19 protein-coding genes and 2 pseudogenes are annotated in these 25546 nt (G+C 70.9%); 14 read left to right on the forward strand and 7 right to left on the reverse strand.

Going from position 1 to position 25546, the window contains the following annotated elements:
• Nucleotides 1-5 precede the first annotated feature (5 nt).
• Genes BN1555_RS33465 through BN1555_RS33475 form a run of 3 tightly spaced genes read left to right on the forward strand, consistent with a single transcriptional unit; the run spans nucleotide 6 to nucleotide 2397 of the window.
• Nucleotides 6-908, forward strand: a complete 903-nt coding sequence (locus BN1555_RS33465; RefSeq protein ID WP_093802902.1) for an NAD-dependent epimerase/dehydratase family protein — start codon at nucleotides 6-8, stop codon at nucleotides 906-908.
• 44 nt (nucleotides 909-952) lie between these two features.
• Nucleotides 953-1597, forward strand: coding sequence for a spherulation-specific family 4 protein (locus BN1555_RS33470; protein WP_093803836.1), 645 nt, complete (start codon nucleotides 953-955; stop codon nucleotides 1595-1597).
• Nucleotides 1594-2397, forward strand: a complete 804-nt coding sequence (locus tag BN1555_RS33475) for an endo alpha-1,4 polygalactosaminidase (RefSeq protein WP_093802904.1) — start codon at nucleotides 1594-1596, stop codon at nucleotides 2395-2397. Before BN1555_RS33470 ends, BN1555_RS33475 begins: the two co-directional genes overlap by 4 nt.
• A gap of 408 nt (nucleotides 2398-2805) precedes the next feature.
• Here the strand turns inward: BN1555_RS33475 and BN1555_RS33485 are convergent, their stop codons facing one another.
• The 3 genes and pseudogenes from BN1555_RS33485 to BN1555_RS33505 form a co-directional block, all read right to left on the reverse strand.
• Nucleotides 2806-3180, reverse strand: coding sequence for a hypothetical protein (locus BN1555_RS33485; RefSeq protein WP_093802906.1), 375 nt, complete (start codon nucleotides 3178-3180; stop codon nucleotides 2806-2808).
• A gap of 821 nt (nucleotides 3181-4001) precedes the next feature.
• The gene (locus tag BN1555_RS33495; protein WP_093802907.1) at nucleotides 4002-6344 is read right to left on the reverse strand and encodes an Orn/Lys/Arg family decarboxylase; all 2343 of its coding nucleotides are present in this window, start codon (nucleotides 6342-6344) and stop codon (nucleotides 4002-4004) included.
• 524 nt (nucleotides 6345-6868) lie between these two features.
• Nucleotides 6869-8866: pseudogene (locus BN1555_RS33505) on the reverse strand (flavin monoamine oxidase family protein).
• Between the two features lie 308 nt (nucleotides 8867-9174).
• Between BN1555_RS33505 and BN1555_RS33510 the strand changes: the two are divergent.
• Nucleotides 9175-11111, forward strand: a pseudogene (locus BN1555_RS33510) (NAD-binding lipoprotein).
• A gap of 115 nt (nucleotides 11112-11226) precedes the next feature.
• Here the strand turns inward: BN1555_RS33510 and BN1555_RS39315 are convergent.
• On the reverse strand, nucleotides 11227-11382 hold the full coding sequence (locus BN1555_RS39315) for a hypothetical protein (protein WP_176710221.1): 156 nt from the start codon (nucleotides 11380-11382) through the stop codon (nucleotides 11227-11229).
• Nucleotides 11383-11632: 250 nt separating this feature from the next.
• Here BN1555_RS39315 and BN1555_RS33515 point away from each other — a divergent pair, with 250 nt between their 5' ends.
• The 8 genes from BN1555_RS33515 (at nucleotide 11633) to BN1555_RS33550 (ending at nucleotide 20288) form a co-directional block, all read left to right on the forward strand.
• Nucleotides 11633-12268: a hypothetical protein gene (locus BN1555_RS33515; RefSeq protein WP_255306308.1), complete on the forward strand. Its 636-nt coding sequence runs from the start codon at nucleotides 11633-11635 to the stop codon at nucleotides 12266-12268.
• A 161-nt stretch (nucleotides 12269-12429) separates the two neighbouring features.
• Nucleotides 12430-12699 carry a hypothetical protein gene (locus tag BN1555_RS33520; RefSeq protein ID WP_093802909.1) on the forward strand — a complete coding sequence of 90 codons (270 nt, stop codon included), beginning with the start codon at nucleotides 12430-12432 and terminating at the stop codon, nucleotides 12697-12699.
• Between the two features lie 645 nt (nucleotides 12700-13344).
• On the forward strand, nucleotides 13345-13824 hold the full coding sequence (locus BN1555_RS33525) for an MSMEG_6728 family protein (protein ID WP_093802910.1): 480 nt from the start codon (nucleotides 13345-13347) through the stop codon (nucleotides 13822-13824).
• Nucleotides 13825-14798: 974 nt separating this feature from the next.
• Entirely contained in the window at nucleotides 14799-15782 is a 984-nt protein-coding gene (locus tag BN1555_RS33530; protein ID WP_255306309.1) for a TauD/TfdA family dioxygenase, read from the forward strand.
• Nucleotides 15783-15841: 59 nt separating this feature from the next.
• Complete coding sequence (locus tag BN1555_RS33535) at nucleotides 15842-16609, forward strand: sulfite exporter TauE/SafE family protein (protein WP_093802913.1); 768 nt, start codon at nucleotides 15842-15844, stop codon at nucleotides 16607-16609.
• Between the two features lie 31 nt (nucleotides 16610-16640).
• Nucleotides 16641-17714, forward strand: coding sequence for an alpha-hydroxy acid oxidase (locus BN1555_RS33540; RefSeq protein WP_255306310.1), 1074 nt, complete (start codon nucleotides 16641-16643; stop codon nucleotides 17712-17714).
• A 75-nt stretch (nucleotides 17715-17789) separates the two neighbouring features.
• A complete protein-coding gene (locus BN1555_RS33545; RefSeq protein ID WP_093802915.1) occupies nucleotides 17790-18905 on the forward strand; it encodes an aminotransferase-like domain-containing protein in 1116 nt (371 codons plus the stop codon).
• A gap of 78 nt (nucleotides 18906-18983) precedes the next feature.
• Nucleotides 18984-20288 carry a benzoate/H(+) symporter BenE family transporter gene (locus BN1555_RS33550; RefSeq protein ID WP_093802916.1) on the forward strand — a complete coding sequence of 435 codons (1305 nt, stop codon included), beginning with the start codon at nucleotides 18984-18986 and terminating at the stop codon, nucleotides 20286-20288.
• A gap of 542 nt (nucleotides 20289-20830) precedes the next feature.
• Here BN1555_RS33550 and BN1555_RS33560 read toward each other — a convergent pair.
• Nucleotides 20831-21346, reverse strand: coding sequence for a M23 family metallopeptidase (locus BN1555_RS33560; RefSeq protein ID WP_093802917.1), 516 nt, complete (start codon nucleotides 21344-21346; stop codon nucleotides 20831-20833).
• Between the two features lie 1283 nt (nucleotides 21347-22629).
• Between BN1555_RS33560 and BN1555_RS33575 the strand changes: the two genes are divergently transcribed.
• A complete protein-coding gene (locus BN1555_RS33575; protein ID WP_093802919.1) occupies nucleotides 22630-22848 on the forward strand; it encodes a hypothetical protein in 219 nt (72 codons plus the stop codon).
• Between the two features lie 32 nt (nucleotides 22849-22880).
• On the opposite strand, the gene BN1555_RS33580 is transcribed toward BN1555_RS33575, so the two are convergent.
• Complete coding sequence (locus tag BN1555_RS33580) at nucleotides 22881-23330, reverse strand: VOC family protein (RefSeq protein ID WP_255306311.1); 450 nt, start codon at nucleotides 23328-23330, stop codon at nucleotides 22881-22883.
• 76 nt (nucleotides 23331-23406) lie between these two features.
• Between BN1555_RS33580 and BN1555_RS33585 the strand changes: the two genes are divergently transcribed.
• Nucleotides 23407-24009, forward strand: coding sequence for a TetR/AcrR family transcriptional regulator (locus BN1555_RS33585; protein WP_255306312.1), 603 nt, complete (start codon nucleotides 23407-23409; stop codon nucleotides 24007-24009).
• A gap of 447 nt (nucleotides 24010-24456) precedes the next feature.
• On the opposite strand, the gene BN1555_RS33590 is transcribed toward BN1555_RS33585, so the two are convergent.
• On the reverse strand, nucleotides 24457-25203 hold the full coding sequence (locus tag BN1555_RS33590) for a hypothetical protein (protein WP_093802920.1): 747 nt from the start codon (nucleotides 25201-25203) through the stop codon (nucleotides 24457-24459).
• Nucleotides 25204-25546: the final 343 nt, after the last annotated feature.

Here is a 25546-nt window from a genome sequence, read left to right on the forward strand (position 1 = left end):
GGGACATGCGCGTTCTCGTCCTGGGTTCCACCGGATTCCTGGGCGGGCACACCGCCGAGCGGCTGCGCGCCCTGCCGGGCGTGCGGCTGCTCGACGGCGGCCGGTCCACGGACGCCGGTGTGCCGCTCGATCTGACCTCAGACCCCGAGGCCCTCGCGGACGCGCTGCGCGGCGCGGCGCCCGACGCCGTCGTCAACTGCGCGGGCCTGGTGTCCGGCAGCGCCGTGCGGCTCACCGACGTCAACGCCCGCGGGCCGGCCGCGCTCTGCGAGGCGATGGCCGCGGCGGCGCCCGGCGCGCGCCTCGTCCATCTCGGCTCGGCGGCCGAGTACGGCCCCACCGCGCCCGGTGAAGCCGTCGCGGAGGACGCCGCCACCCGGCCGCAGGGCCCGTACGGGGCGACGAAACTGGCGGGCACCGCGGCGGTGACCGCCGCCGGTCTCGACGCCGTCGTCCTGCGCGTCTTCAACCCGGTCGGGCCGGGAGCGCCGGCCGCCGGGCTGCCCGGCCGCCTCGCCGGGGAACTGCGCCGGGCCGGGGCGTCGGGCACCGTACGGGTCGGTGACCTGTCGGCGTACCGCGACTTCGTCGACGTACGGGACGTGGCGGAGGCCGCCGTCCTGGCGGCGACGGCTCCCGGACCGCTGCCCCCCGTACTCAACATCGGCAGCGGCCGGGCCACTGTCGTCCGTGAGATCGCCCACGGGCTGGTCCGGGCCGCCGGATTCCGCGGCACCGTCGAGGAGGCCGGCGGCGGATCCGCCCGTTCGTCCGCGGTTTCCTGGCAGTGCGCGGACATCGGGGCGGCGCGGTCCGCCCTCGGCTGGCAGCCGACGCGGGGACTCGCCGGATCGCTGTCGGACCTGTGGCAGGCGCTGCCGGGGGCCGCTGTCCCGGCAACCCGGTGAAGCCGGAGCCGGAACCCCTGCCGCCGGCGAAGCTGCTCGTCCCCATGTACGTCCACCCGGCCGTCGATCCCGGCGCCTGGTGGACGCTCGTGGAGTCCGCGCCCCGGTTGTACGGCGTGGTGCTCAACATCGCGGACGGCCCGGGCACCGCGCCCGAGCCGTCGTTCGCAGCCGCCGCCCGCGCTCTGCGGGCGGCGGGGATCCGGCTGCTCGGGTACGTCGACACCGACTACGGCCACCGTCCGCTGCGGACCGTCACCGCCGACTTCGACCGCTACCGCGACTGGTACGCCACCGACGGCTTCTTCCTGGACCAGGCCGCCGCCGAACCGGGCGCCGTGCGCCACTACCGGCGCCTCGCCCGGGCGGCGCGCTCGCGTGGCGGCCGTACGGTCGTTCTGAATCCGGGAGTGCACCCGGCCCCGGCGTACGCGGGGGTCGCCGATCTGCTGGTCACCTTCGAAGGCGACTGGGCCGCCTATTCGGCGGCGCCGGCAGCGCCGGCATGGACGGCGGCACACCCGCCGGAACGCTTCTGCCACCTCGTCCACGGCGTGCCCGCCGGACTGTGCGCGCTCGCCGCCCGCACGGCGGCGCTGCGCCGCGCCGCCGTGCACTGCGCGGTCTCCGGGCATGGACCCAACCCCTGGTCTCTCCTGCCGCCCGTACTGCACCGGAAGGTCCCATGACCCGCTCGCGCCCACTCTGTCTGCTGTTCCTCATCGCCCTGCTGGCAGCGTGCTCGGCCCCTGTGCCCGAACCGGTACCGGACCCCCGGCCGCCGCACCCCGGCCGGTGGCGGCCGGCCGTCGGTACGGCCTGGCAGTGGCAGCTGGAGGGGCGGGTCGACCACCGGGTCGACGTGCCCGTCTACGACATCGACGGATTCGAGAACGACGCCGCAGCGGTGCGTCGGCTGCACCGGGACGGCCGCAAGGTCATCTGCTACATCAACGCGGGCGCGTGGGAGTCGTTCCGCCCCGACCGTCGGGACTTTCCCGCCGCCGTTCTGGGCCGGGGCAACGGGTGGGCCGGCGAACGCTGGCTCGACATCCGCCGGCTGGACGTCCTGCGCCCGCTGATGGCCAAGCGCTTCGACATGTGCCGCGAGAAGGGCTTCGACGCGGTGGAGCCGGATCTGATGGACGGCTACCTCAACGACACAGGTTTTCCCCTGACCGCCGATCACCAGCTGGCGTACAACCGTATGCTCGCCGGCCTCGCTCACGCGCGCGGCATGTCGGTGGGCCTGAAGAACGACTTGCCGCACATCCCCGAGCTGGTCGCGGACTTCGACTTCGCGGTGAACGAGGAGTGCGCGCAGTACGACGACTGCGCGGCACTCACTCCCTTCGTCCGGGCCGGCAAGGCGGTCCTGCACGTCGAGTACGCCGTCCCGGTCGGCGACTTCTGCGAGCGTTCCAGAGAGCTCGGCCTCAGTTCGATGCGCAAGAAACTGGACCTCGGAGCGTGGCGCCAGCCGTGCTGACAGGCACCGGCGTCCGCCCCGGACGGGCGGTTATGACTACGCGCCGACGTCGTGCAGGACACGAGGTCCCGGCTCTTCGCCACGCCCGGAAGGTGGCCGTGTACAGGGACGTCGAGAGGGTGCGGGAGCGGCCGGTGCCGCAGGGCGAGCAGCCAGTGGATCCGCCGCGGCGCACGTCGGGTGATCCGCACTACGACACTCCGCTGAGCAGTACGGCCGCCTCACACGCAGCGTGGCAGCGCAGCGTGTGCGGGTACCTGGTGATGACACGGTCCGTGCCGGACAGGGAGCCTCAGGATCCCTGCGATCGGTCCGAGGCTTTGGCCGTGACGGCCGAGGCCTCACGGACGGAGGGCCTGGCGGCGTTCTGGTACGTCCACCGGGCTGAAAACTGGCACTGACCGACGGTCACGAGTCCGGATCGGCCGCGTGGGGAGGGACCTCGACGCCCGACACGGCGAAGGGCCGCACGAGCACGTGGTAGTGCTCCTGCGCGAGCCTTTCGCGGCGGTGGACCGCCCGTGCGGCAATGACGTACGCGGACTTGGCGTCCGAGAGCAGGCCGGAGCGGAACGCGTTCAGTTCCTCGGCACGCGGCAGCAGTGCCGACCTGACCACGGCCTGCAACTCGGACTCGTGCGAAGCGGAGAGCTTGAGCGTGCGGCTTGCCTCGCGGCCTCCTTGACCGCGAAGGAGCACCGTGTGGTCGTAGACGGCGGCGAGCACGTCGGGGGTCAACTTCGCCGCTGTCCCGATGAACCGGGTGGTCACCGCATCCAGCATGTGCTCCTCCTCGTATGGAAACCGGCCGAGGGCAGCCTATCCCCGCTGCTGCGAGGCACTGCCGGCGATCCTTGCTTCGGCGTATGGAGGTGGGGCATGGAGGTGGGGTGGCCGGGGCGGTTTTCGTGAATCGTCGCGGCCATGCGGCCGACCGGTGCAGCACCGGTGCATGCCGCCACCCGGGTCCCGCCGAATGGGCCGTGCCTGCCCCGCAGCACGTCTTCACCCCGGCTGGCGCGTAGGGCGGATGACTCACGGCCCGCTCCCAGATGCCGACAACGGTCCACATCCGCAGACAGTTGCAGACAGCGCGCCACCTGCCGTACTTCTCCGGCAGGTGGACCCACTGGCGTTCCGGTCCGGAGCTTGGAGACGACCACGTCGATCACCTCATGGTGGTCACGCCGGACGAACCGTGCCCGCCACCGGCTCACCGCATGCGGTGTCGAGCGCTGCCGCGCGGCCACGTCCCTGTTCGACGCGCAGTGGCGTACGCCGGGATGATCCGGCACCGCCGTTCCACGCCTGCGGCGTGGAACGGCGCCCCGCACCCACCCCTCCAGCGCAGCCCGCTCCGTGCCCGGCAGGATCAACTCGCCCTTCAGCCGCCCCCGTACGCGTCACCAGGCGGCCCCGCGCATCTGCACAGAACGCCTGACTCGGGAGACTGGTGCGGACGACGCCGTGGCCCGTGACGGGTGATCCTGTCCGTCTCGGACGTCGTGAGTTCCCTCGTCGCCGTCCTCACGCGGTGAACTCGCCCTGGCGTCCGCTCGGAGAACGGTTCGGTCGCACGCAGCCGGGCGCCACCCCTTCGCGTTTCATTCCCCACCGGTGGGCGTGCCGTCCTGGCGCACGCATTCGATGAGGTAGTCGCCGGTGTCCGGGTCGATGGTGACGCCGTGGGCTTCGCTGTGGAAGCCGGGGAAGGCCCGGTCGAAGGCTTCCAGAGCGCTGAGGTAGCGCAGGACCGGCCCCTCGGGTGTGCCCAGGGCTTCTCCGGGCATCAGAACGGGGATGCCGGGCGGTGTGACGGTGACCATCGCGGCGGCGATCCGCCCTGCGGCCTGAGCGAGCGGGAGGCGTTCGGTGCCGCCCCTGATCAGTTGCTGGTAGCAGTACTGGGGCGGGTGGACCGGCTCGGGCAGTTCCTGGAAGGCGGTGTCCAGGGCGGTGATCAGTTCGGCACGGGTGAGGTGTTCGTGCATGTCCTGGCACAGGCCGCGCAACGTCATGTGGCCGTAGCGCTGCGGATACTGCTCGACCAGCTGCGGCAGGACCTGCCGCAGCGGGGTGTCGGAGTCATGAAGCGCCTTGAAGTCCATCAGGGCGTCCATCAGCGTCCCCCATTTCCCCTTGGTGATCCCCATGGAGAACAGGACGAGGGTGGTGTAGGTGTCGGTCTTCTCCACCACGATGCCGCGCCGGCCGAGGTAGGAGGTCAGGACGCGGGCGGGAATGCCCCAGGGCTCGGTCTCACCCGTGGCCACGACTCCGGGGCAGGTCAGGGTCACCTTGACGGGGTCCAGCATGCACTGGCCCTGGCTCAGCCCGCGGAAACCGTGCCACGGGGCCTCGGGCTCGAGCAGCCAGCAGCTCGGGTCGGAGGCCAGCAGCGCCGGTGAGGCATCCGCGAAGGCCGACTGCGTACCGGTGACCGGGTCGGTGACCGTCTCGGGCTGCCAGATGCCGAAGAACCACGGCGGCCGGTCACCGGCCTGTACGATCCTGCGCCCGGTCCGTACGACCGCCTGCCGGAACCGGATCGCCTCGGTCACCGCCTCATTGACCAGCCACTCGCCCTGAGGCCCGTCCATCATGGCCCCGGCCACGTCGAGCGAGGCGATCGCCGGATACAGGGCCGAGGTGGTGCCGTGCATCATGAACGCCTCGTTGAACCGCTCGTGCTCGACCGGCGCCCGCGGCGAGGACTTCACATGCACCATCGCGGTCTGGGACAGCGCGGCCAGCAGCTTGTGCGTGGACTGGGTGGCGAAGACGGTGGGACGGTCGTTCTCCTCGAACGTCTCCGGTCCGACGGCCATGCCGTACCGGCCGGAGTAGAGCGGATGGAAACGCGCGTAGGCGAACCACGCCTCGTCGAAGTGGAGCCGCGGAGTGCTGGGCGCGAGTGCGCGGGCGGTCTGGAGGGTGTCGTAGCACAGGCCGTCGTAGGTGGAGTTGGTGATCACGGCGTACTGGGCCTGCACCGAGACTGCGCCCGGCGTCAGCGGATGCGCGGCGATCCGGGCAGTGACCGCCTGCGCCTCGATCTCACGGATAGGCAGCGGGCCCGCCAGCCCGTACCCGTTGCGCGTGGGGATCAGGTAGACCGGTCGGGCGCCGGAGATCACCAGCCCGTGCAGGACCGACTTGTGGCAGTTGCGGTCCACCAGGGCGATCTCGTCGGAGGTGACGCAGTAATGGCCGACCATGCGGTCCGCGGTGGAATCCCCGTGCAGGACGAAATACGTGCGGTCGGCGCCGAAAATCCGCGCGGCGTTGCGCTCGGCCTCGCCGATCGGGCCGCTGTGCTCGAAGAGGGAGCCGAGTTCTCCCACCGAGATCGACAAGTCGGTGCGGAAGAGCCGCTCACCGTAGTAGTCGAAGAACGCCCGGCCCACCGGCGACTTCAGGAACGCGACCCCTCCCGAGTGCGCGGGAGTGTGCCAGGAGTACTCATGGGCGTCGTCGAAACGCCGCAAGGCCTTGAAGAACGGCGGCAGGACGGAGTCGCCGTAGGCCCGGGCCGCACCGGCCACGCGACCCGCGATGAAGGACGGGGTGTCCTCCAGCGGCCAGATGTACCCCACGGCGATCTCTGCCACCCACAAGGGAAGCCGATCCAGGCCGTGATCGGACTCCTCCGACATCACGATGAACGCGGGCAGGTCCTTGAAGCGCCGGGAAATCTGCCGCAGCACCGCCGCGCCGCCGCCCTCGGCACTCCCGCCGGCTTCGGACGGAAGATCCCAGCCCACCACGACCGCGGTCAGCCCGGCCTCCGTGCGCAACGCCGCGCAGGCCCCCTCGGCCGTGCCGGCCCACCGCACCTCCAGGCCCCGGTTCTCCAGTTCCTTGCCGATACGCCGAAGCTGCTCTCCACCCACCCCGCCGCCCAAGGGGTCTTCGCGCAAAGCCAGCAGGACGGTTCCGTTCGCCATGACACTCTCCACCGGGTCGCACCGACTTCACTTCCCGCCCAAGTGTTCCGGCTGCCGTCCGGAGACCGGAGGACTACCGCACGGATCACTCGAAAGAGATGCTGGGTTGCGATGGCCAGGGCCGGGAAACGGCGAACCGGTTCGGACATCGCACAGCACGTACGGCAGCGGCTTGCTGGACTGCGCGACCGCATGCCCCGGATCCTGCAGGCATGCGACCGGCTGTGGGGGAAGCGCCGGTTCGCGGTCGAACCGGCTGCGGCCCTCCCGTTCGCCGCATGGCCGGTGGGCCGGGTTCCCGGAGACCTGCCGTGCCCGATCGCCCGCGGTGCGAACGCCTGCCGGGCCGCCGGGTGAGGGCACGTGCCGTGACGGCCGAGTGGGCCGAGAACCGCATCAGCTTCCGCGGACCAGCCGTGTGAGCACGCACGACGGGAGCCCGGTGACGTACGCGCACACGGGCGGCCGTCCCCGCCGGAGCGCGGCGAGGACGGCTGCCGCGCTCCGGCGGGGACGGGTTCTTCTCATGCCGTGTGGACCTCCCAGGCGGCGCGCACCGCGGATTCCAGCGCTCCCTCGATCCAGGCCGGTTTGACGGACGTGTGGTCGCCGGCGAAGTGCAGCGGCCCCTCGGGTGTGGGGATGGCGGGCAGCAGCTCGGTGTGCTGGCCGGGCAGGAGTACCGATGCCTCCCCGTAGGCGTAGGGGTCGCGCAGCCAGCTCTGTGTCCGCCCGGCGCCGGTGTAGAAGACCTCGATCCGCTGGCCGTAGACCTGCTGCATGCCGCACAGGGCGTGAGGGTAGCGGGCGTCGTCGTCCAGCGAGTCCCAGCGCCGGGCGTCGTCCGCCCAGCTGTAGGAGGCCAGGACCACACCGCCGTCGCTGCCCGCCACCGGGTGGGAGGGGTGGAACATGAACCGGTTGGCGTTGTCGGACATGGAGCCGCCGCCCAGGACCTCGACCGCCTCGGGCTGGTCCCGCGTGATCGCGCGGTTGGCCGCGTAGTGCGTGCGCTGGCCCTCGGTGATGTGACCGGCGGGTACGGAGGGGTGGGCGCCGAGCAGGCTGCCGTCGGCGGGGCGCGTCCCGTACGGTAGGCCTCGTACAGCCCCGGACGGATACGGCGCAGCTCCCGCTTCCAGTCGGCTTCGTCGAACTCCCACCAGCGGCGGCTGAATTCCAGCAGCACCTTGGTCGCGCTGTCGTAGTGGAGTTCGCAGACGGCGCGGCGTTTGCCGTACGACAGGGGCGGGTCGATCTGGACGTGCCGCAGCCCGGAGAACGGCACGGTCACCACCGCGGCGTCCGCGGTGAACTGCTGGCGCACGACAGGGCCGTCGCGCCCTTCGGACACGGTGTCCACCCACACGTGGGGTTTCTTGCCGCCGACGTGTTCGGCGCCGGCAGTGGGGCGGTCGGGGTGGTGGTACTGGATGCGGGTCACCCGGCGGTCGAAACGCACCTCTTCGTGCACGCGTTCCAGCAGGGCGTCCGGCAGCACGGCGGTGCCCCCTTCCAGCTCGTAGAAGGGGTGTCGGGGCTGATGAGCGAGGAGCCGATGAAGCTGTGGATGAAGGACAGGGGCAGACGCGAAGTGAGGTTCTCGAGGGTTCCGATCAGGTCGATGGTCCGCTCGTCGAGGTCCGCGTGCTCGGTGAGGAACCGGAACATCGACCAGTCACCGAACCGCTGCACCACCCGGGCCCAGCCCTGCAGCCGCTCCGGCAGCGGTTTGTCGACGCGCTTGCCGTCGCTGCCGACGCGGCTGAACTCGTCGCGCACGGGGTCCAGCACACCGCGCAGGATGACCGCGGCGGGGGTGTCCCAGAGGGCACGGGGCACACCGAAGGACTGGTTGATGCGCCGGGGTGAGCGGGCGTAGTCGGCGCGGCGCATGCGGATGCCGTTGACGTGGATCCAGGTGCGGTTGGCGGGACGGCCCTCGCTGTCGACGTCGATGTAGTGGAAGCGTCGCTTGGGCAGGTCGAACCGGTCGATCAGCCCCATCACCAGGGGGTGGCTGCCGGGGATGCGCATCGCGCCCGCCTCGGCGTACTGGCGGGGGTCGGCGAAGGGTTGTTCGGCCTGTTCGTGACCGCCGCGGCGGAAGGTCTTGACGCGTCCGCCCGCACGGTTGCCGTTGGCTTCCAGGATCGTCACGCGGTGGCCGGCCCGCTTCAGCAGCCAGGCGGCCACCAGGCCGGCCGGGCCGGCGCCGACGACCAGCACGTGCTTGGGGCGGGTCCCGCGGCGGGCGGGCAGGCCCTTGTCGAGGATGCGCTCGTAGCGCGGGACGAGCGGTTGGTCGTCGGAGTCCAGTACGAGCAGTGCGCGAGCGACGGCCAGGGACCGGTCGTCGGTACGACGGCCGCCCTCCGGGCCGGCCGGGGCAGCTGGAGCGGGCAGGGCCGCGGAGGGGCGCCGGCCAGAGCTGTCGCCGCCGTGGCCGTGCCGACCACTGCGGCGAAGCCGCGCCGGGACAAGGTGCCTCCTGGGCGCGCCACTGCATGATCTTCAGTCATGGAGGGCTTTCTACGGCAGCCTGGATACGGTGTCCGGGTTTCGCGCGGGCGTTGCCCCCAAGGGGTGATAGCGGTCGCACACTTGACGCCGTGCCGGTGGCGCGTCACCGGCACGGGCCGGGGGTCGCAGTTCCTCGAAAGGGTGACCTGCGGTGAAACCCACCCGCCGCGGAAGGCGGTGGAGCACACTGCAGACCCGGTACGTCCACCTCCGGATCCAGAGGTGTGAAAGAAGCGAACTGGTGTGCAAACCGGCGTGAGTGCAGTCCGGCCCGCCGGGGCACGAGGTGAGGAAGGGGGCGGGCAGGGTGGCACAGCAGCGCGATCCACGTGGTGGGGTCGGCGGGCTCAAGGAGTTCGGGGAACGGGCCCGTTACTGGTTCGACAGCACGCTGGCCCGCGGTGCCTCCGCTCTCGTCGGCTGGCTGGCCCTGCTGTGCCTGGCCGTCGTCGTGCCGGTGAGCGCCGTACTGGTGTGGACCGACCCGGCCATTCCGGCGTCCGCGCCGGACAGGCTGGCGGAGGTCTGGCGCCTCACCGGTGAGACCCTGCGCCTGGGCGGCGTGACGGGCACACCGCTGCGGGTGGCGATGTCGGTGCTGCTCGCGCTGATCGCCCTCCTGTACGTCTCCCTCCTCGTCGGGCTGATCACGGCCGCCCTCACCGAACGGATCACCGCGCTGCGGCGGGGCCGGTCCACCGTGCTGGAGCGCGGGCACGTGGTGGTGCTGGGGTGGTCGGAGCAGGTCTTCACCGTGGTGAGCGAGCTGGTGGCGGCCAACGCCAATCAGCGGCGGGCGGTGGTGGTCGTGCTGGCCGACCGGGACAAGACCGCCATGGAGGAGGCGCTCGGCACCCGGGTGGGTCCCGTCGGCCGGACGCGGCTGATCTGCCGCAGCGGCCCCATCACCGACCCGGCCGTACTCTCCTTGACCAACCCGGCCACAGCCGGCGCCGTACTGGTGCTGCCCCACGACGAGCCGGACGCCGATGCCGAGGTCGTCAAGACGCTGCTGGCCCTGCGAGCCACCCTGTCCCGGCGGGGGACGGCCCGGAGGCCCGTCCTTGCGTGGTCGCCGCGGTCCGCGACGACCGGTTCCACCTGGCCGCCACCCTTGCGGCAGGGCCGGGCGGGGTCGTCCTGGAAAGCGACACGATCACCGCCCGGATGATCGTCCAGGCCGCTCGCCGCCCCGGGCTCTCCCTCGTCTACGGGGAGCTGCTCGACTTCGCCAGGGACGAGTTCTACCTCGTCGCGGAACCCGCGCTGACGGGCCGCCCGTTCGGCCAGGCGCTGCTGGCCTACACGACATCGAGCGTCGTCGGGCTGATGCGCGCGGAAGGGGTCCTGCTCGCTCCCCCGCCGGACACGACGATCCGTGCGGACGACAAGATTCTCGTCATCTCCCGCGACGACGACACCGTCCGGCTGGAGGACTGCGCGGCCTCGGTCGAGAAAGCGGCCATGGCATCCGAGCGGCCCGCATCCACACGACCGGAGCGGGTGCTGCTGCTGGGCTGGAACCGCCGGGCACCGCTCATGATCGACCAGCTACGGCGCTGCGTGCTGCCCGGATCGGCCGTCGACGTGGTGACGGTGGACGACGAAACCACCGCCCACCAGGTCGGCGACGCCGACGCACAGGCCGGTGCCGGACTGGCCTTCACGTTGCACCGGGGAGACGTCACCCGCCCCGAAGTCCTGCGCCGCCTGGACATCGGTTCCTACGACAGCGTCATCGTGCTCGGCCGGGATCCCGGTCCCAACGGCTCCACGGACGAGCCGGACAATCACACGCTCGTCACCCTGCTGCTGCTCCAGCAGCTGGAGGAGGCCACCGGACGCGAACTGCCGGTGGTCACGGAACTGGTCGACGACCGCAACCGGGTACTGGCGCCCATCAGTCCCAGTGCCGACGTGATCATCAGCGGCAAGATCATCGGCTTGCTGATGACGCAGATCTCCCAGAACCGGCACTTGACGGGAGTGTTCGAGGAGCTGTTCCGTGCCGAGGGGAACGGGATCCATCTGCGGCCGGCCGCCGACTACGTCCGGCTGGACCATGAGACCCCCTTCGCCACGGTGGTGGCCGCGGCACGCCGTCGGGGCGAGTGCGCGATCGGGTACCGGAACCACGGCACAGCGCGCCAGGGCCCGCCGTACGGCCTGCGCGTGAATCCGCCCAAGACCGAGCGGCGACGCTGGGCCGCTCATGACGAAGTGGTCGTGATCGGCAAGGACTGAGGTGCGGTGGTCACCGGGCGAGTGATCGCCTCCGGACCCACCGCCGCGACGTGGACGCGCGGCGGGCGCGGCCTGATGCCGCTCGTACCGCAACGGTTCGGCTTCGGCGACGAGTTCAGCGATCACATCGGGCGTCAGCCCTGTGATCCGCCGGCTTCGGACGATTGCTGCGCGTGCTCGGTTCCCCACCGCGCAGACCATGATCAACGATCACGATCTCGACACGCCGCCGCCAACCATGCACGAGTTCGTCATCCAGCAGTTCCTTCACCGGTTCGGTCCTCTCCTTCCGCGTTTCACGCTGGTGGCACAACCGGGCGGGTGGGTGCCTGTGCGCCTCACGCCTTGCCCTTCCCGGTGACGCCACACCCTCGCCGTCGGAGCACCGCGACCGGGCTCGTCCCACGACAGTGGGGCAAGCCGTAGCCCATGTGCGCGCCCCGACTGGTCGGTGCCGGTGATCGCGCTGAGGCTGGTTGCGGTGCCCTGGACCGCAGGGGCGCGAGCTTGGAGGGATTCGAATGTCAGAACGCAATACGGTCATGCGCAGCCTGCACGACATCGGGCTGGCGGCCTGGTTCGGTGGCTCCCTGATGGGTGCCGTCGGCCTCAACGGAGCAGCGAACAGGTCCGGGGACGATGAAATGTCCACCGCGCGTATCGCCAGCGCCGGCTGGGCAGTCTGGACGCCGGTGAACGCGGCAGCTATCGGTGCTCATCTGGTGGGCGGGGCCGGCCTGCTGGGTGCGAACAGCGCCCGGGTGGCCTATCAGCAGGGGGTAGGCGCCTCCACCGTGGCCAAGCTGGTGCTCACGGGAGCGGCCCTGGCGGCGACCGCCTACGCCCGTGTGGTGGGAAAGAAGGTCGAACTTGCCTCGTCCCTGGATCCCAAGGACGCCGAGACGGCCGCGGAGCACCCGGTCAAGCTCGACCAGGCACAGCGTCAGCTCGTCCTGCTGCAGTGGGCCGTACCCGCGTTGACCGCGGGCGTGCTGGTCCTCAACGCCCTGCACGGTGAGCAGCAGCGCCCCGAGCAGCAACGGCTGGGCATGATGCGCCGGGCCGCTTCACCCCTCGTCACAGCCGGGGGCACCGGGTGGGCTGCCGTGCGGCGGACGCGTGAGCACGGCCTGCCGCGGCGGCACTGCGAAGCATGAGTGCCCGTCCCCGGCCGCCGGGATCCGGTCTCGCCGTCCGAGCCGGAACCCGCCTTCGCGGTCCAGCGTGCGGGCGGGCCGCGCCGGGGCGCCACAAGATCACGCAGTAGTCGTGAACCCACCCCACCCCGCCCAGCCCCGCAACCGTTAGGAGAAAGCTCATGGCCAAGGTCACGCAACCTGTCACGGACGACAGCATCAAGGTGCGTCAGCTCAGCCACTACCAGTTCACCTGGGTCGCCGGCGGCCCAGGGGCCCGGGGGACCATCACCTTGCAGCTGGTGCTCGACGAAGGCGCGTGGGAAGAAGTGCTGACCGTTGACGCCGACGACGCGGACGTCCTCCAGGACCTGCTCTCCGAGACATCGACCGTGCACTACGACATCAGCCGCCGCACCCTGATGTTCGGTGTCACACCTGTCGGCGGCTGACACGCCCCTGCGTGCGCCAAGGACTCGTACGGCCGGCATGCAGATCGCCCAGTCTGTGCGGCAAATGTGGCCGGCCCGGGCCGTGTGGCACCGGGTCGGCCCACACGGCCCCGTCATCCGGCGCGGTCCCACCGTCAGGACACGACGGGCCGACGCCTGCCGCCGCGCGCCGCTGGACGCGGGCAGCGGCAGTCGTTGAGCCAGTCGCCCGGGACCGGGGTCACGAACACGGTCGAGTCTTCTACGGCTTTTCTACGGCCCGGCTGCGGGCCAAGACGGTCGTACCCGGTACGCGGACGAGGCGGGCCCGTCCGGTACCGACCGACCGGCGGGGACGGGGTGCGCCGATGCTGTGTGGTCACCGGGCGGTGCGGTGTCTGCGGAGGGCGTGGTATTCGCGCACAGGAGCAGCTTTCTCCTGCTGACGCGTCATCGGTACGGACGGTGAAGGCCCCACAGCCATGGCCGCGTATGCAAGGCCGTCTGCCGCCCGTGCCCCCGTACAGCAGGCCGCCACGTGGGTGGAAGCCGTATTCCTTCTGCGGGCATGCCGGGCATCCCCCGGCATCACCATGAGTGACAGTGACAACGTGAAGGAACTCGCCTCGCGCGAGTCGGGTGCCGAACTGCTGATGGGACGACGGCATGCAGACCTTTTTGCCTTATCCCGACTTCAGGGCCTCGGCCCTGGTCCTGGACCGTCGCCGACTGGGCAAACAGCGTGTCGAGGCGTTGCAAGTCCTTCGCGGCCTTGTCGTCCCGGGTTACGGGTGGCGCCACCATCCAGCAGTGCGGATGTGGGCCGGATACGAGGAAGCGCTGGTCCGGTATGGCTTGGAAGTCTGCAAGGTGTGGCGTGAGTACGGTCATCAGGACAGCTGTGCGGCCACACTCGTCGCCGACTTGCTCGCGTTCCGCCCAGGTGTACCGGTACGTGACCAGGCGCTGCTGGCCGTTGCGGGGGAACTGCCTCCGTGGCTCGGTGACGACGTCTTTCACCGCAGCCACCGGTCGGCGCTGGTACGCAAGGATTCGACCACGTACGCACCGCTCTTCCCCGGAGTTCCGGAGGATTTGCCCTACGTCTGGCCGACGTCGGACCGGGCGGGCCCAGTTTCCCCGTGAGTCCCTGACGATCAACAGATCCCGTTCGAGGTTGCCATCGGTGAAGCGCGGCCGGCAGTGCCGTACGTCGGTCTCAGCCAGGCCCCCGACCGGCACCGCGTCGATGGTGCGGTCACCGCAGGTCGCTGAAGGCGGGGAACCGCCGGCACAGGTGAGGGCGGCTGGAGGGCCGGTGGACAAGTCGGTGCCACTGGTCGTGCGGAGGCGGGGGTTGACGGTAGGCGGTCGGCGCTGGTGGCGGTGGGGGAGTAGGAGTGCGCGGACCGGTCCGGCGTGCCGGTGGCCGGCTCCGGGTGATGCCGGCCGGGGGCGGACTGGCGCGGGGGCGGGAGGAAGGCCGACTTGTGGCGGCGGTGGAGGGCCGGGAGCCGATCGGCGTCGTCCCACGGAAGATCGGCAAGTTGCCAGGCTCTGTGCCCTCGTGTCCGTATCCGTACCGGTGTCCGTGCCCGGCGCGGATGGTGCGTCCGGGGCGTCGAGCACGTCCGTCCCGTCGGCTCGCGGACCGCGGCCGTTTTGGCCGGACCCCATCGGCGGCCGGCCGGGCGGGTCCGCGAGGGAGACCTGACAGCGGCGGTATGTGATCCCCTTCACACCCCTGTCGTTCGCTGCTTTTCCCGGTCCGGATGGCGAGAAATCAGCTTTGAGGGACCCGTATGGGCGCCGGAGTGCGAACCCCGTACGTGCCCGGCGAGGTGATTCGGGCCGTTCATCTTCCGGACATCTGGCGCCGTAGAGCCAGCTCACACAGGGGGAGCGGCAGTACCAACCTGCTCTACACCCCTTACTGCGCGAGATGGTTTGCTCCATTTTATGCAGATCAAGGCTACAAGAGCCATATGCGTGCAATGTCGGACTAGTTAACCGGGGGCGTCACTGTCCGAAACCGATTGTTGACGGAGATAATGTGCCGGGATACGTTTTTTCCGCAATAGGAAAGACCTGCACACGGAAATCGGTGAGGAATTATGAGAATGGTTGCCCAGACTCTCAATGAATACCGATTAAGTGAGTCGGAGGCAGAGAAGGTGGGCGAGTTGTCCGCGCTTGCCGCGCACTTGTCGGACTCGCCTCCCATCGTCGCATCGGGGCTGCTCATGGATCTCCCGGAGGGGATGCGCAAAACGGTTCTCGATTTCGGTGCGGATGAGGGATCCGGCGGATACTTCCTGCTCCGTGGCGTCTCGGTAGGTGAGCTGCCGAAGACTCCGCAGGCTCACGAAGCCCACATCCTCGACGGTCATCCCACCAACGGAACCCTCATGCTCGTCGCGGATCTCCTCGGTTCGCTGACCGGGTATCAGGACGAGAAGTCGGGGGCTCTCTTCCACGACGTCCATCCCGTACGCGGGGAGGAGCGCCGGATCGAGAACAGCGGATCGGTCGCCTTCGACTTCCACACGGAGAACGTGCACCACCCCCTGCGCCCCGACTACCTGGGCCTGCTCTGCCTGCGCCAGGACCACGAGCAGATCGCCGCGACGCGCGTCTCGTCCGTACGGGACGCGCTGCCCCTGCTGACGGACGAAGAGGTGGCGGAACTGAGGAAGCCGCAGTTCCACAGCCTGTATCCGACCTCGTTCACGCGGGACATCGCGGGGCCACGCCCCTCCGCGGGCCCCCACCCGGTGGTCTTCGGTCCGGTGGACCGCCCGTTCATGCGCTTCAACTCGCACAACACCCAGGGCACCGGACCGGAGGCGCAGGCGGCGCTGCGGGCCCTCGCCGGGGCACTGGAGGAGGTCTGCCGCGACCTGGTGCTCGCGCCGGGCGATCTCGTCGTCCTGGACAATCACGTCGTGGTGCACGGTCGCACCGCTTTCACGCCCCGCTACGACGGGCGCGACCGGTGGCTGCGACGCTTCTACTCCCTGCGTACCACCCCTTTGTGGATCCAGCGCATGACGTGGCACCCGCGCGTGCTGCCCGCGATGAAGGAGATCCGCGGGGTCCTCTGACCCGGTGGACGACGCCCCGCCCGCCGGGAACCGGGGCTGCTCGATGTGAATGAGGAAGAGTGGAACTGTACGAGGTGCTCGGCCTGCTCCTTGCCGCTACGGCAGCCGGCTGGGTGGACGCTGTTGTCGGCGGGGGCGGGGTCCTGCTCATCCCGGTACTCCTGCTGGTCTTCCCCCAGTACTCGCCGGCGGTGGCGCTGGGCACGAACAAGATCGCGGCGATCATGGGCACCACGACCGCCGCGTACATGTACCAGCGGCGCACCGAACTGGATCGTTCGGTGCTGTTGCCGGCCGCCGGGCTCGCGGTTCCCTTCGGCGCCCTCGGTGCCCTGTCCGCGTCGAGTGTTCCCGCGAGCTATTTCCGGCCCGTCGTCATGGGCCTGCTCATCACGGTTGCGCTCTTCGTGGCTTTCCGGCCCAGTTTCGGGGTGCAGCAGCAGAACATCGTCGTCACCCCGCGCCGCCGCAATGCGGCGATCCTTATCGCGGGCGTCGGGATCGGTTTCTACGACGGGGTCTTCGGCCCCGGAGTGGGCACCTTTCTCATCATCTCCTTCACCACGCTTCTCGCGACGCAGTTCCTGGAAAGCGCGGCCATGGCGAAGGTGATCAACGCCTCTTCCAATCTGGGGGCCCTCGCGGTCTTCGCCTGGCAGGGAAATGTCCTGTGGGCCCTCGGGCTGGGAATGGCCGTGGGAAACATCGCCGGCGCGATGATCGGATCGCGTACAGCGATGAAAAGGGGATCCGGTTTCGTCCGGGTCGTCCTGGTCCTCGTGGTCACCGGAATGGTGGCCAAGATGGCTTTCGATCAGTTCACCTGACGAAAATTCATCCGACGACGGAAGAGGTCTCATGGCAAGGGAATTATCCGGGTTATTGACCCTGGCCGACTTCGAGCACGCCGCCGAGTCCGTTCTCGACGCCGCTTCCTGGGCGTACGTGGCGGGCGGAGCAGACACCCAGCTCACCGTCCGTGCCAACACGGACGCCTTCGACCAGGTCTGGCTGCGCCCACGTGTCCTCGGCGGTTCGGGCGAGAAACCCGACACCACGGTGACCGTACTCGGGCACCGGCTCGCGCTGCCGGTCCTGCTCGCCCCGACCAGTCCCCAGCGGCTCCTCCACGAGGATGCCGAGATCGCGACCGCCCGCGCCGCCGAGTCCACCGGCACCCTGTCGATCGTCAGCACCGACAGCCACCACGTGTTCGCCGACGTGGCCGGCTCCGTCGGAAGCGACTGCTGGTTCCAGCTCTACGCCTACCGGTCCCGGGACGACGTCGCCGCGACGATCGCCCTGGCGGAGGACGCCGGCGCGACCGCGCTCGTAGTCACGGTCGATGCCAGCTACGCGGCGCGCCGCATCAGCACCCGGCGCGCGGGCTTCCGCACCCCGGCGCACGTCGACTTCGGCAACTTGCGCGCGCTGGGCGTGCTCATGGGGGAGATCCCGGACGGCGCCCGCATCGAACGGCTTCCCCTGACCTGGGACGACCTGGAGTGGATCCGGGCCCGTACACACCTTCCGGTCGTGGTCAAAGGTGTTCTGCGGGCCGAGGACGCCGAGCGGTGCGTCGGCCTGGGCGTGGACGGCGTCATCGTCTCCAACCACGGTGGCCGCCAACTCGACGGAGCGGTACCCAGCCTGATCGCCCTGGAGCAGGTGGCGGCCGCGGTCTCCGACCGCGCTCTGGTGCTCCTGGACGGCGGCATCCGCTCCGGTGTCCACGTCGTCAAGGCCCTCGCACTCGGTGCGGACGCGGTGTGCATCGGCCGCCCTTACCTCTGGGGCCTCGGCCTGGCCGGCCAGCAGGGCGTCGAGGCGGTCCTCGACCTCCTCCGGAGCGAGATCGAGGACACGCTGCTCCAGCTCGGCGCGGACTCCATCGCCGACATCGACGCGGACTTCGCCGTCAGTGCCCACTGAGCCCCTGCCCCGGGCCGTCCCACCGATGTCCCCGGGCAGCCCCGCTGAGCTCTTCCCCAGGCAAGGAGACACCCTGTGACCGTCCACTTCTCGCGCGGCATCCCCCCGCTCGAAGCGATTCCGTCCGCCGCCATCGCCGAGCTGACCGGGGCGATCCTCTCCTCGGAACCGGACCGGGTCTTCCAGTACGCCCCCATCGGCCACCACACCGGCGACCGCGAACTCCGTGACCAGCTCGGCGCGTTCCACTCCGTCGACCCGGACCGGATCTTCGTCACCAACGGCTCGCTCCAGGCCCTCGACCTGCTCGCCGCCCACCTCCTCAAGGACGCACCCGGCAAGCAGGTCCTGGCCGAAGCCCCGACGTACGACCGCGCCGTCCAGATATTCGAGCGGCACGGCGGACGGGTCTCCGGGGTGCCGCTGCGGCACGACGGACTCGACCTGGACATCCTGCGGGAGCGCCTGCGTACCGAGGTGCCCGCGTTCGTCTATGTGATCCCCGACTTCCAGAACCCCAGCGGCGTGACGACGAGCGAGGAGAAGCGGCGCGAACTCGTGCGGCTGTCCGCCGAGTTCGGCTTCACGATCCTGGAGGACATCCCCTACCGGGAACTCCGCTTCGACGGTGCGGCCCCCACGCTCCTCGGGGAACTCGCGGACCTGGTCGACGGTGCCCGAGTGCTGACCATGGGGTCGCTCAGCAAGGTCCTCAGCCCGGGGCTCCGGGTCGGTTACGTCATCGCTCCCCCCGGCGTCCCGCGCGCCCTGGCGGCGCTGGCGGAGAGCACGTACCTGTCCCCGGCCCCGCTGCTCCAGGCGGTGGCCGCACGGGCTTTCGCGAGCGGGCTGGTGCGGCAGAACATCGAGAAGGTCCGGAAACTGCTGCGCCCGCGGCACGACGCCGCGGTCGAGGCGGTGCGCAAGGTCCTCGGCGACGTCGCGCTGTGCGTGCCCGAGGGCGGCTACTACATCAGTGTGCACCTGCCGGTCCGGACCACCGAGGAGAAGCTGCTTGCCGCGGCGTCCGCCGGGAGCATCGCCCTCACACGCGGCTCGGCCTTCTACCCCGCCGACTCGGCGCCCCCTGCCGGAACCGTGTTCCTCCGGCTGCCGTTCCAGGCTCTCGGTGGCGAGGAGTTCGCCGAGGGTGTCGCGCGGCTCGCCGAGGTGGCGCAGCAGGCGCGGTAGCGGGCGGGGGCGGCGGGCCGGCGCGAGGTACGCGGTACGAGGGAGCAGCGGGAGTCACGAGGTGGGGGAAAGGGCACGATGACCACGGCCGAGCAGAGCACCGAGGGCGGTACCGGGACGGAGTCCGGGGAGGCCGGACACCGCGGGGTCCTGCGGGACGCCTCGCTCTCCGCCGTCCTCGCGGGCCTCATCACCGTCATGGTCTCGTGCTCCGGCCCCCTCCTCGTGGTCCTGGCGGCAGCGGCCGCCGGTCACCTCAGCGACGAGCAGACCGCGTCCTGGGTGTGGGCGGCGTGCGTGGGCAGTGGCGTGACCTGCGCCGTGCTCAGCTGGTGGACCCGCATGCCGGTGATCACCGCCTTCTCGACACCGGGCGCCGCGGTCCTCGTCGGCAGCCTCGGGGACTACTCCTACCCCGAGGCTGTCGGAGCCTTCCTGGTCAGTGGCCTTTTTATGGCTGTGGCCGGCCTGACCGGCGTCTTCGGGCGGATCATGCGGCGCATACCGCCCGGAATCGTGGCGGGCATGCTCGCCGGGGTGCTGTTCTCCTTCGGGGCCGGTCTGTTCTCGGCCCTGGACAGCGCCCCTCTCCCGGTGCTCGCGGCCCTCGCCACCTACCTGGCCGTCAAACAGAGGTCACCGAGATACGCGGTCGCCGGGGCGCTGCTCGCCGCTGTGCTCGCCACCGTCGTCGCACCGGGCCTCCACACCGCGTCCATCGACATCAGGTGGACCCTTCCCGTGTTCACGGCACCGGAGTTCAGCGGCTCGGCGCTCGTGGGGATCGCCGTTCCGCTGGCTGTGGTCACGATGGCCTCGCAGAACGCCCCCGGGCTCGGCGTACTGGCCGCCTGCGGGTACCGGCCGAACGACCGGCTGCTCATCACCGCCACCGGGCTCACCTCCTCGGCGCTCGCCCCGCTCGGCGGACACGCGGTGAACCTGGCGGCGATCACGGCCGCGATCAGCACGGGCGAGGAGGCTCACCCAGACCCTCGGCGCCGCTACGTGGCCGGCCTGGCGAGCGGCTTCTTCTACCTGCTGACCGGTGTCTGCGGAGCCGCCCTGGTGGGTCTCTTCGCCGCGCTGCCCGCCGAACTCGTCGCCGTCATCGCCGGGGTGGCACTCCTCGGCACGATCTCCACGAGCCTCGCTCAGACGGTCGCCGACGAGCGGGGCCGGGACGCGTCAGTGGTCACCTTCCTCACCACGGCGTCCGGTGTCACCCTCGGCGGCATCGGGTCGGCGTGCTGGGGCCTCGTCCTGGGACTGGTGACGCACGCGGCACTCACCGGACGAAGGCGGCGCCGCAGCCCGGGGGAGGACCCCACCGCTGTCGCGGCAGCTCGGTCCGCCGCACCGCCCCACAGACCAGAGCGATGACCACGCCCGGGTCCCAGGCCGCCGCAGCCGCTCCCGCTTCTTCCGGGGGTACCGGCTCCGCCTGCTCACCACCGCCGAGGGCCGGCCGGTCACCTGGTGTCCGGCCGGCCCGAAGACCGGTGAGCGAGAGGTGATGGCCGCGCTGCTGGAACGCGACCGCCACCTCGTGCGGGCCGGCAGGTGATCCTGGCGGACAGGGGCTTCGCGGGCAAAGGGTTCGGGCCGTCCGTCGCTGAACGGCTCGTCGCCCGACCGGTGCGGCCCGACCGGAAGGACGAACCGGTCCGGCACGGGGAGGGCCGCCCGGGTCCGCCAGTGGTCCGAGGCCGTCATCGGCGCCCTCAAGACCCAGCCCAGCCGGTGACCTCATGGACGGCTGCCTCGCCGAAGCCGGCCTGACCGTCAGACCCGCCTGAGCAACAACACGACACCACGAGTTCAACCTCAGTGACCGCATGGGGTGTCTTTCCACGCGCTGGCCGAGGGGGCCCGTTTCGAAGGACTGACTCGTCACGCCGGCTGTGGCGAGGGCGAGACCGGTATCAGGCGCGCGTGTTGACGCTCACCGGCCTTGATCCGGTGGGCGGCGTCCAGCCCTGAAGTGTGGCCGGGATGCCGACGCGGGTGTTGCAGTTGATGACCTGGAAGTGCAGGTGCGCGCCGTTCGCCGCCCCGGTGGCTCCCGACCAGCCGATGATCCGGCCCTGCGGGACCCAGTCGCCCGTGTTGTAGATCGCCCGGTTGAGGTGCGCGTAGTGGGTGCACTGGCCGTTCGAGTGGCGGATGATGACCTCGATGCCGTTCTGCCAGTACGGCGACCAGTCCGAGACGAGAACCGTGCCGCCCTGCGCGGCGGAGACCTCGTAGTTCGCCGGCAGGCCGAAGTCCCAGGCGTACTCGTTGTACGGGCCGGTGTGCGAGTACGTGCCCTCGGGCCCTTGGGTGACGAGGTAGGACTCACCCGACGGGTAGGGAAGTTCGTAGTAGTAGTCAACGGCCGCGGCCGGAGGGGCCGTTATGAGGCCGATCCCTGCGACTGCGAGTGCTGAGCTCGCCATGGCGCCGAATCTGAGGAGAAGTCGTCTCGCGTTGCGCACTGCGCCTCCCGTTGAGGGTCTGGTCCAGGCTGGACAACACTGGCATCAACGACCCCATTCGGCAAGGTTGTTGGAAAAAGTTGCAGCAAGTTCCGCCGCGGGCGGGACCGGGCGGGAACGGGCGGCTGGAGGCGGGGGAACAGCCTGCACCCCTGACCTTCCGGTGTGACGGAATGTCTACGGTCGTCCTACGTGCGTGGTGAGGATAGCCGTGCTGTCCGTGCGGGACTGCCTCGCATGTTCCGGTCGTACGCGACCGGGTCACCGCCGCGCGCAGATGTGTGAACTGACGGAGCCGGGCGGGGTGCGCGCGACGCCCCTCGGGCCGGACCCGGCCCGAAGCTGTGCGGGACGCCGCGGCGGGCCGTCCTCGGTCTGCTGCCGGAGTCCGTCCCTCACCGCGCGGATGGCGTCTTCGCCGGCGGCGATGAGGTCCGGAGCCACCGGCCCGGGTTCGGCGATGTGCTGCTCGTCGGGGCATGCTCCAGGCGGCGACCGGCGCAGCGGCCCGATTCGCCGGCAGCCGTACGACCGCCCGGACGGGTGAGGGCCGTAGGCCTGCTGCCGCTCGCCGGTCGCGCGGGTGCGGCCGGACCCGTAGACAGGGACGGCAGCCCGCGGTCCGACGACAGGACCGGGCCTTCAAGGCTGCTGCCCCTTTCGCCGGGGTCCGCGCCACCCCGAGCGCGCGGACCCCGGCGAACCCCCGGAGACGGGCCTGGGTCGCGCTGTGCGCAGCGCCGTCGCGGACAGAAGCCACGAGCGAGGAGAAGACATCGTGGCATCCCGGTGAGACCGTGCCCGTCGGCGGGATCTACGGATGCGACTGCGGCGGAGAAGGACACCACTGGAGCGCCGGTGTGAAGGGGCATCGCTTCCCGTCCCTGCCGTCGGGCCGCTCCGCGGAGTTCTGGAAGCTGCAGGAGCCGGCGCATCCCGAGAACTGCCCCGGCTGACCGGCGCGGCGCGACGGTGCTGAAGCCTCCCGTGGAGCCGATGCTCGCCCACACCGGGGAGACGGTGCCCGCGCCGGGCGTCCTGCCGGGCAACCCGGCATTCGAGGCCAAGTCCGACGGTCGGACCGTGGTGCAGTCGGCCGATGCGATCCCGCGCGCTTCATCGCCTTCGGCCTCCCGCAGATCGACGGCCAGGAGCTGCTCGCCGAACCGTACGCGCGCCGCCGCGCCGCGCTGGAGATCCCGTTTCGCGAGCGCGGGCTGTCGCCGCCGTGGACGCTGTGCCCGATGACGGCCGTCCCGGCCGCCGCCCAGGAGCGGCTGTTCTCCTGGACGGAAGTACAGGGCGCTGAGGGGCTGGTCATCAAGGGGCGTGAGGCAGCGCCACCCGCCGGGCGCCAGAGACTGGTCTGCTGGCTGCACCGTCTGGTGGATCAGGTCGGCACGGTGGAGCCTTCGCCCCACCGTCCGCCCTGCCGCCGCACAGAGGAGGCGCTGGTCCGCTAGTTGCGCTGAACCCCGGGGGCCCGGTCCGGGAATCAGGTGCTGGTGTATTGGGCGGCGTACTCCTCGCTGGGCGGGACGACGGTGATGACGTCGATCAGCACACCGCCGGGGGCGGTGATGATGAAGTGGCGCTGGCCGAACTCCTCCGTACGCAGTGGCAGTACTTCGGGCAGGCCGGCCTCCGCCACGAGCCGCTGGTGCTCGGAGTCGACGTCGTCCACCTCGAAGTTCAGCAGCAAGCCGCCCTGGAGCGCGGTCCGGTGGCCTTCGGGGACGGTCGGGTGGGTGTGGTCGAGGAGGGCCAGCTCGTACTCCGGGGCGTCGGGGCGGCGCAGACTGACGTACCAGTCCGCCTCGAAGGTCACCTCGAACCCGAGGTGGCGGGTGTAGAAGTCGCGGGAGGCCGCCACGTCCGAGGTGGCGAGAACCGGGTAGAAACCGCTGAGCCGGGGCGTGGGCATGGTCGTGCGTTCGTCAGCCATGGCAGAGGTCCTTCCGCTTCATTTCGCGTACCCGGGGTATGTGAGTCGTGGCGTTAGCATACCCCGGGTACGCGAAATGGAAAGGGCGGTGCGCGCGATGGCGGTCAACCGGGCGGAGCAGCGGGCGGCCACACGGCAGGCCCTGCTGGCCGAAGGGCGGCGGCGGTTCGCCGCCGACGGGTACCACCACGTGGTGCTGGCCGAGGTGGCGCGGGCCACCGGGGTCACCAAGGGGGCCGCCTACCACCACTTCGACAGCAAAGCCGGGCTCTTCCGCGCCGTCGTCTCCGAGGTGCAGCAGGAACTGGGCGAACGGGTCGCGGCCGCAGCCGACCGGTACGAGAACCTCTGGGAGCAGCTCCAGGCCGGCTGCCGGGCCTTCCTGGCCGCGGGGACCGACCCGGCGGTGCGTCAGATCCTGCTGGTCGACGCGCCGACCGTGCTGGGCTGGGACGAGTGGCGGGCCCTGGACGAGGAGTCCTCCGCCCGGCACCTCGAGGAGGCCCTGACGGCGCTCGCCGCAGCCGGGATCATCGCCGATCAGCCGGTGGAGCCCCTGGCCCGGCTGCTCTCGGGGGCGATGAACGAGGCCGCGCTCTGGATCGCGCGGGGCGGAGACCCGCAGGCCGCGGAGCAGGCGCTCGACCGGCTCCTGGCGGGGCTGCGTACCCCGGCCTGACCTCTCGCCCGGACAATCAGCGCCTTCGCGTGGGTGCAGGGAAGGCTCAAGGTCCGCCGCGACACCACCGAAGCGGTCGTCGGCGGCACAACCGGCACACTGCGGCGGCCGCAGATTCTCGTCCTCGGCCGCTACGGCGAAGAGGGCCGGCTGCGCGCGGTCGGCCGCAGTGTGCCGCTGAAGCCGGACGCCGCGGCCCAGCCCGCCGATCACGTCCGGGGCGTCGAGCGCTCCGGCAATCCGGTTCGCCGCCGCGCCGCCGGAGGCCGACGGGCGGGGGAGTGCGACCCGGATGGCGGTGGTCCAGCGCCTCCACGGCGGCCCCGGGCCACTGCCAGGAGGCACGTCGGGGTCTGTGGGACGAGTCCGGAGCGCCGTGCCCACCGGTACGCGGCCGCAGACTCGGTGGCGGCCGTGCGTCGTCCGGTTGTCCGGCCCGTGCCGTGGTCAGAGCGGGCGGCGTCCGGTCAGGTCCTGCCACCCCTTCCGGGCGTCGTCGAGGGCTTTTCGCGCCTGCGGGAGCTTGATGTCGGCATCGTGGCGGGCGCGTGTCCTTTCCAGCCCCTCCTGTGCCACCGTTATCGGCTCTGTCGCCTTCCGGGCCTCACGCAGCCTTGCTTGGAGCGCGCGGATGTCCCCGGCACGCTGTTCCTGGAGGCGCTGTGCCGCTACGGCCGCGTTCTGGATCCGGACGCTGAACCGGCGCACCGCCTCCTCGGGGAACTCCTTGCCCTCGTAGCGCTCCCTGCGCTCCCGCCCGTCGGGCTGCTTCAGGTACACGCAGGAGACGTGCGTGGAGCGGGCAAGCTCGAACCGGACGTGCATGCCGGCCAGCGGCACTTCGTCGCCGGCGATGAGGACCGTGTGCTCGTGCAGGGTGATCCCGCCCAACTGCTCGATTCGGGCACCGCGGTGCGGTGTGCGCAGTTGCTCCAGTTCGGACTCCGCCCGCCGGACCCGGCGCCAGTAGGCCCATTCGACCCGCTTCACCTCGGCCCGTGCCCGCCACGTCTCGCGACGGGCCGTGCCCCGCAGTTCTCGTACGGCGTTGCGGGCCTCAGCCAGGGCCTGCCGTTCCTCCTGGTGCTCTTCATGGAACGCATACGCCCATCCACCCGGGTATCGGACGAGCCGCCAGGTCGCCCAGCACACTCCCAGGGCCCCCAGCATGGCTGTCCACCAGATCGCCGTCATGGTGCTCCCCCTCCCGCGACTGCACGGCCACGCGGTCAACGACAGCAATAGCGGGGTGTGTCGGGTCCCGTCAATGCGCCCTACTCCGGGGTGAAATACCACAACTGTTCCGGCACCCCACCCGGGCCGGGGGTGCTCCTTGGCCAGTCACCCCCCGTCCTCCCGCGTGCCGTGCCCGTGGTGAGGAGAGCGATCTTGCGCAGTTCGCCGCGGAGTGCCGGGTTGGCAGAGTGCGATTTCCGCGGGTGGACCGGGGATGCCGGACGGCCGGGCCCCGGGCGGGCGTCGTTCAGGTGCGGTCCAGCAGGGCGGTGCCCACGAGGAGCGCTGCACCTGCCGAGGG

Origin of the sequence: Streptomyces sp. Wb2n-11, from assembly GCF_001049855.1 — a bacterium.
Lineage (GTDB): Bacteria > Actinomycetota > Actinomycetes > Streptomycetales > Streptomycetaceae > Streptomyces > Streptomyces altiplanensis.

Bases quoted from the DNA above. Each gene is read 5' to 3' on its own strand.
- BN1555_RS33465 (WP_093802902.1), top strand. From the start codon at position 6: ATGCGCGTTCTCGTCCTGGGTTCCACCGGATTCCTGGGCGGGCACACC.
- BN1555_RS33470 (WP_093803836.1), top strand. From the start codon at position 953: ATGTACGTCCACCCGGCCGTCGATCCCGGCGCCTGGTGGACGCTCGTG.
- BN1555_RS33475 (WP_093802904.1), top strand. From the start codon at position 1,594: ATGACCCGCTCGCGCCCACTCTGTCTGCTGTTCCTCATCGCCCTGCTG.
- BN1555_RS33485 (WP_093802906.1), bottom strand. From the start codon at position 3,180: ATGCTGGATGCGGTGACCACCCGGTTCATCGGGACAGCGGCGAAGTTG.
- BN1555_RS33495 (WP_093802907.1), bottom strand. From the start codon at position 6,344: ATGGCGAACGGAACCGTCCTGCTGGCTTTGCGCGAAGACCCCTTGGGC.
- BN1555_RS33515 (WP_255306308.1), top strand. From the start codon at position 11,633: ATGTCAGAACGCAATACGGTCATGCGCAGCCTGCACGACATCGGGCTG.
- BN1555_RS33520 (WP_093802909.1), top strand. From the start codon at position 12,430: ATGGCCAAGGTCACGCAACCTGTCACGGACGACAGCATCAAGGTGCGT.
- BN1555_RS33525 (WP_093802910.1), top strand. From the start codon at position 13,345: ATGCAGACCTTTTTGCCTTATCCCGACTTCAGGGCCTCGGCCCTGGTC.
- BN1555_RS33530 (WP_255306309.1), top strand. From the start codon at position 14,799: ATGGTTGCCCAGACTCTCAATGAATACCGATTAAGTGAGTCGGAGGCA.
- BN1555_RS33540 (WP_255306310.1), top strand. From the start codon at position 16,641: ATGGCAAGGGAATTATCCGGGTTATTGACCCTGGCCGACTTCGAGCAC.
- BN1555_RS33550 (WP_093802916.1), top strand. From the start codon at position 18,984: ATGACCACGGCCGAGCAGAGCACCGAGGGCGGTACCGGGACGGAGTCC.
- BN1555_RS33560 (WP_093802917.1), bottom strand. From the start codon at position 21,346: ATGGCGAGCTCAGCACTCGCAGTCGCAGGGATCGGCCTCATAACGGCC.
- BN1555_RS33575 (WP_093802919.1), top strand. From the start codon at position 22,630: ATGACGGCCGTCCCGGCCGCCGCCCAGGAGCGGCTGTTCTCCTGGACG.
- BN1555_RS33580 (WP_255306311.1), bottom strand. From the start codon at position 23,330: ATGGCTGACGAACGCACGACCATGCCCACGCCCCGGCTCAGCGGTTTC.
- BN1555_RS33585 (WP_255306312.1), top strand. From the start codon at position 23,407: ATGGAAAGGGCGGTGCGCGCGATGGCGGTCAACCGGGCGGAGCAGCGG.
- BN1555_RS33590 (WP_093802920.1), bottom strand. From the start codon at position 25,203: ATGACGGCGATCTGGTGGACAGCCATGCTGGGGGCCCTGGGAGTGTGC.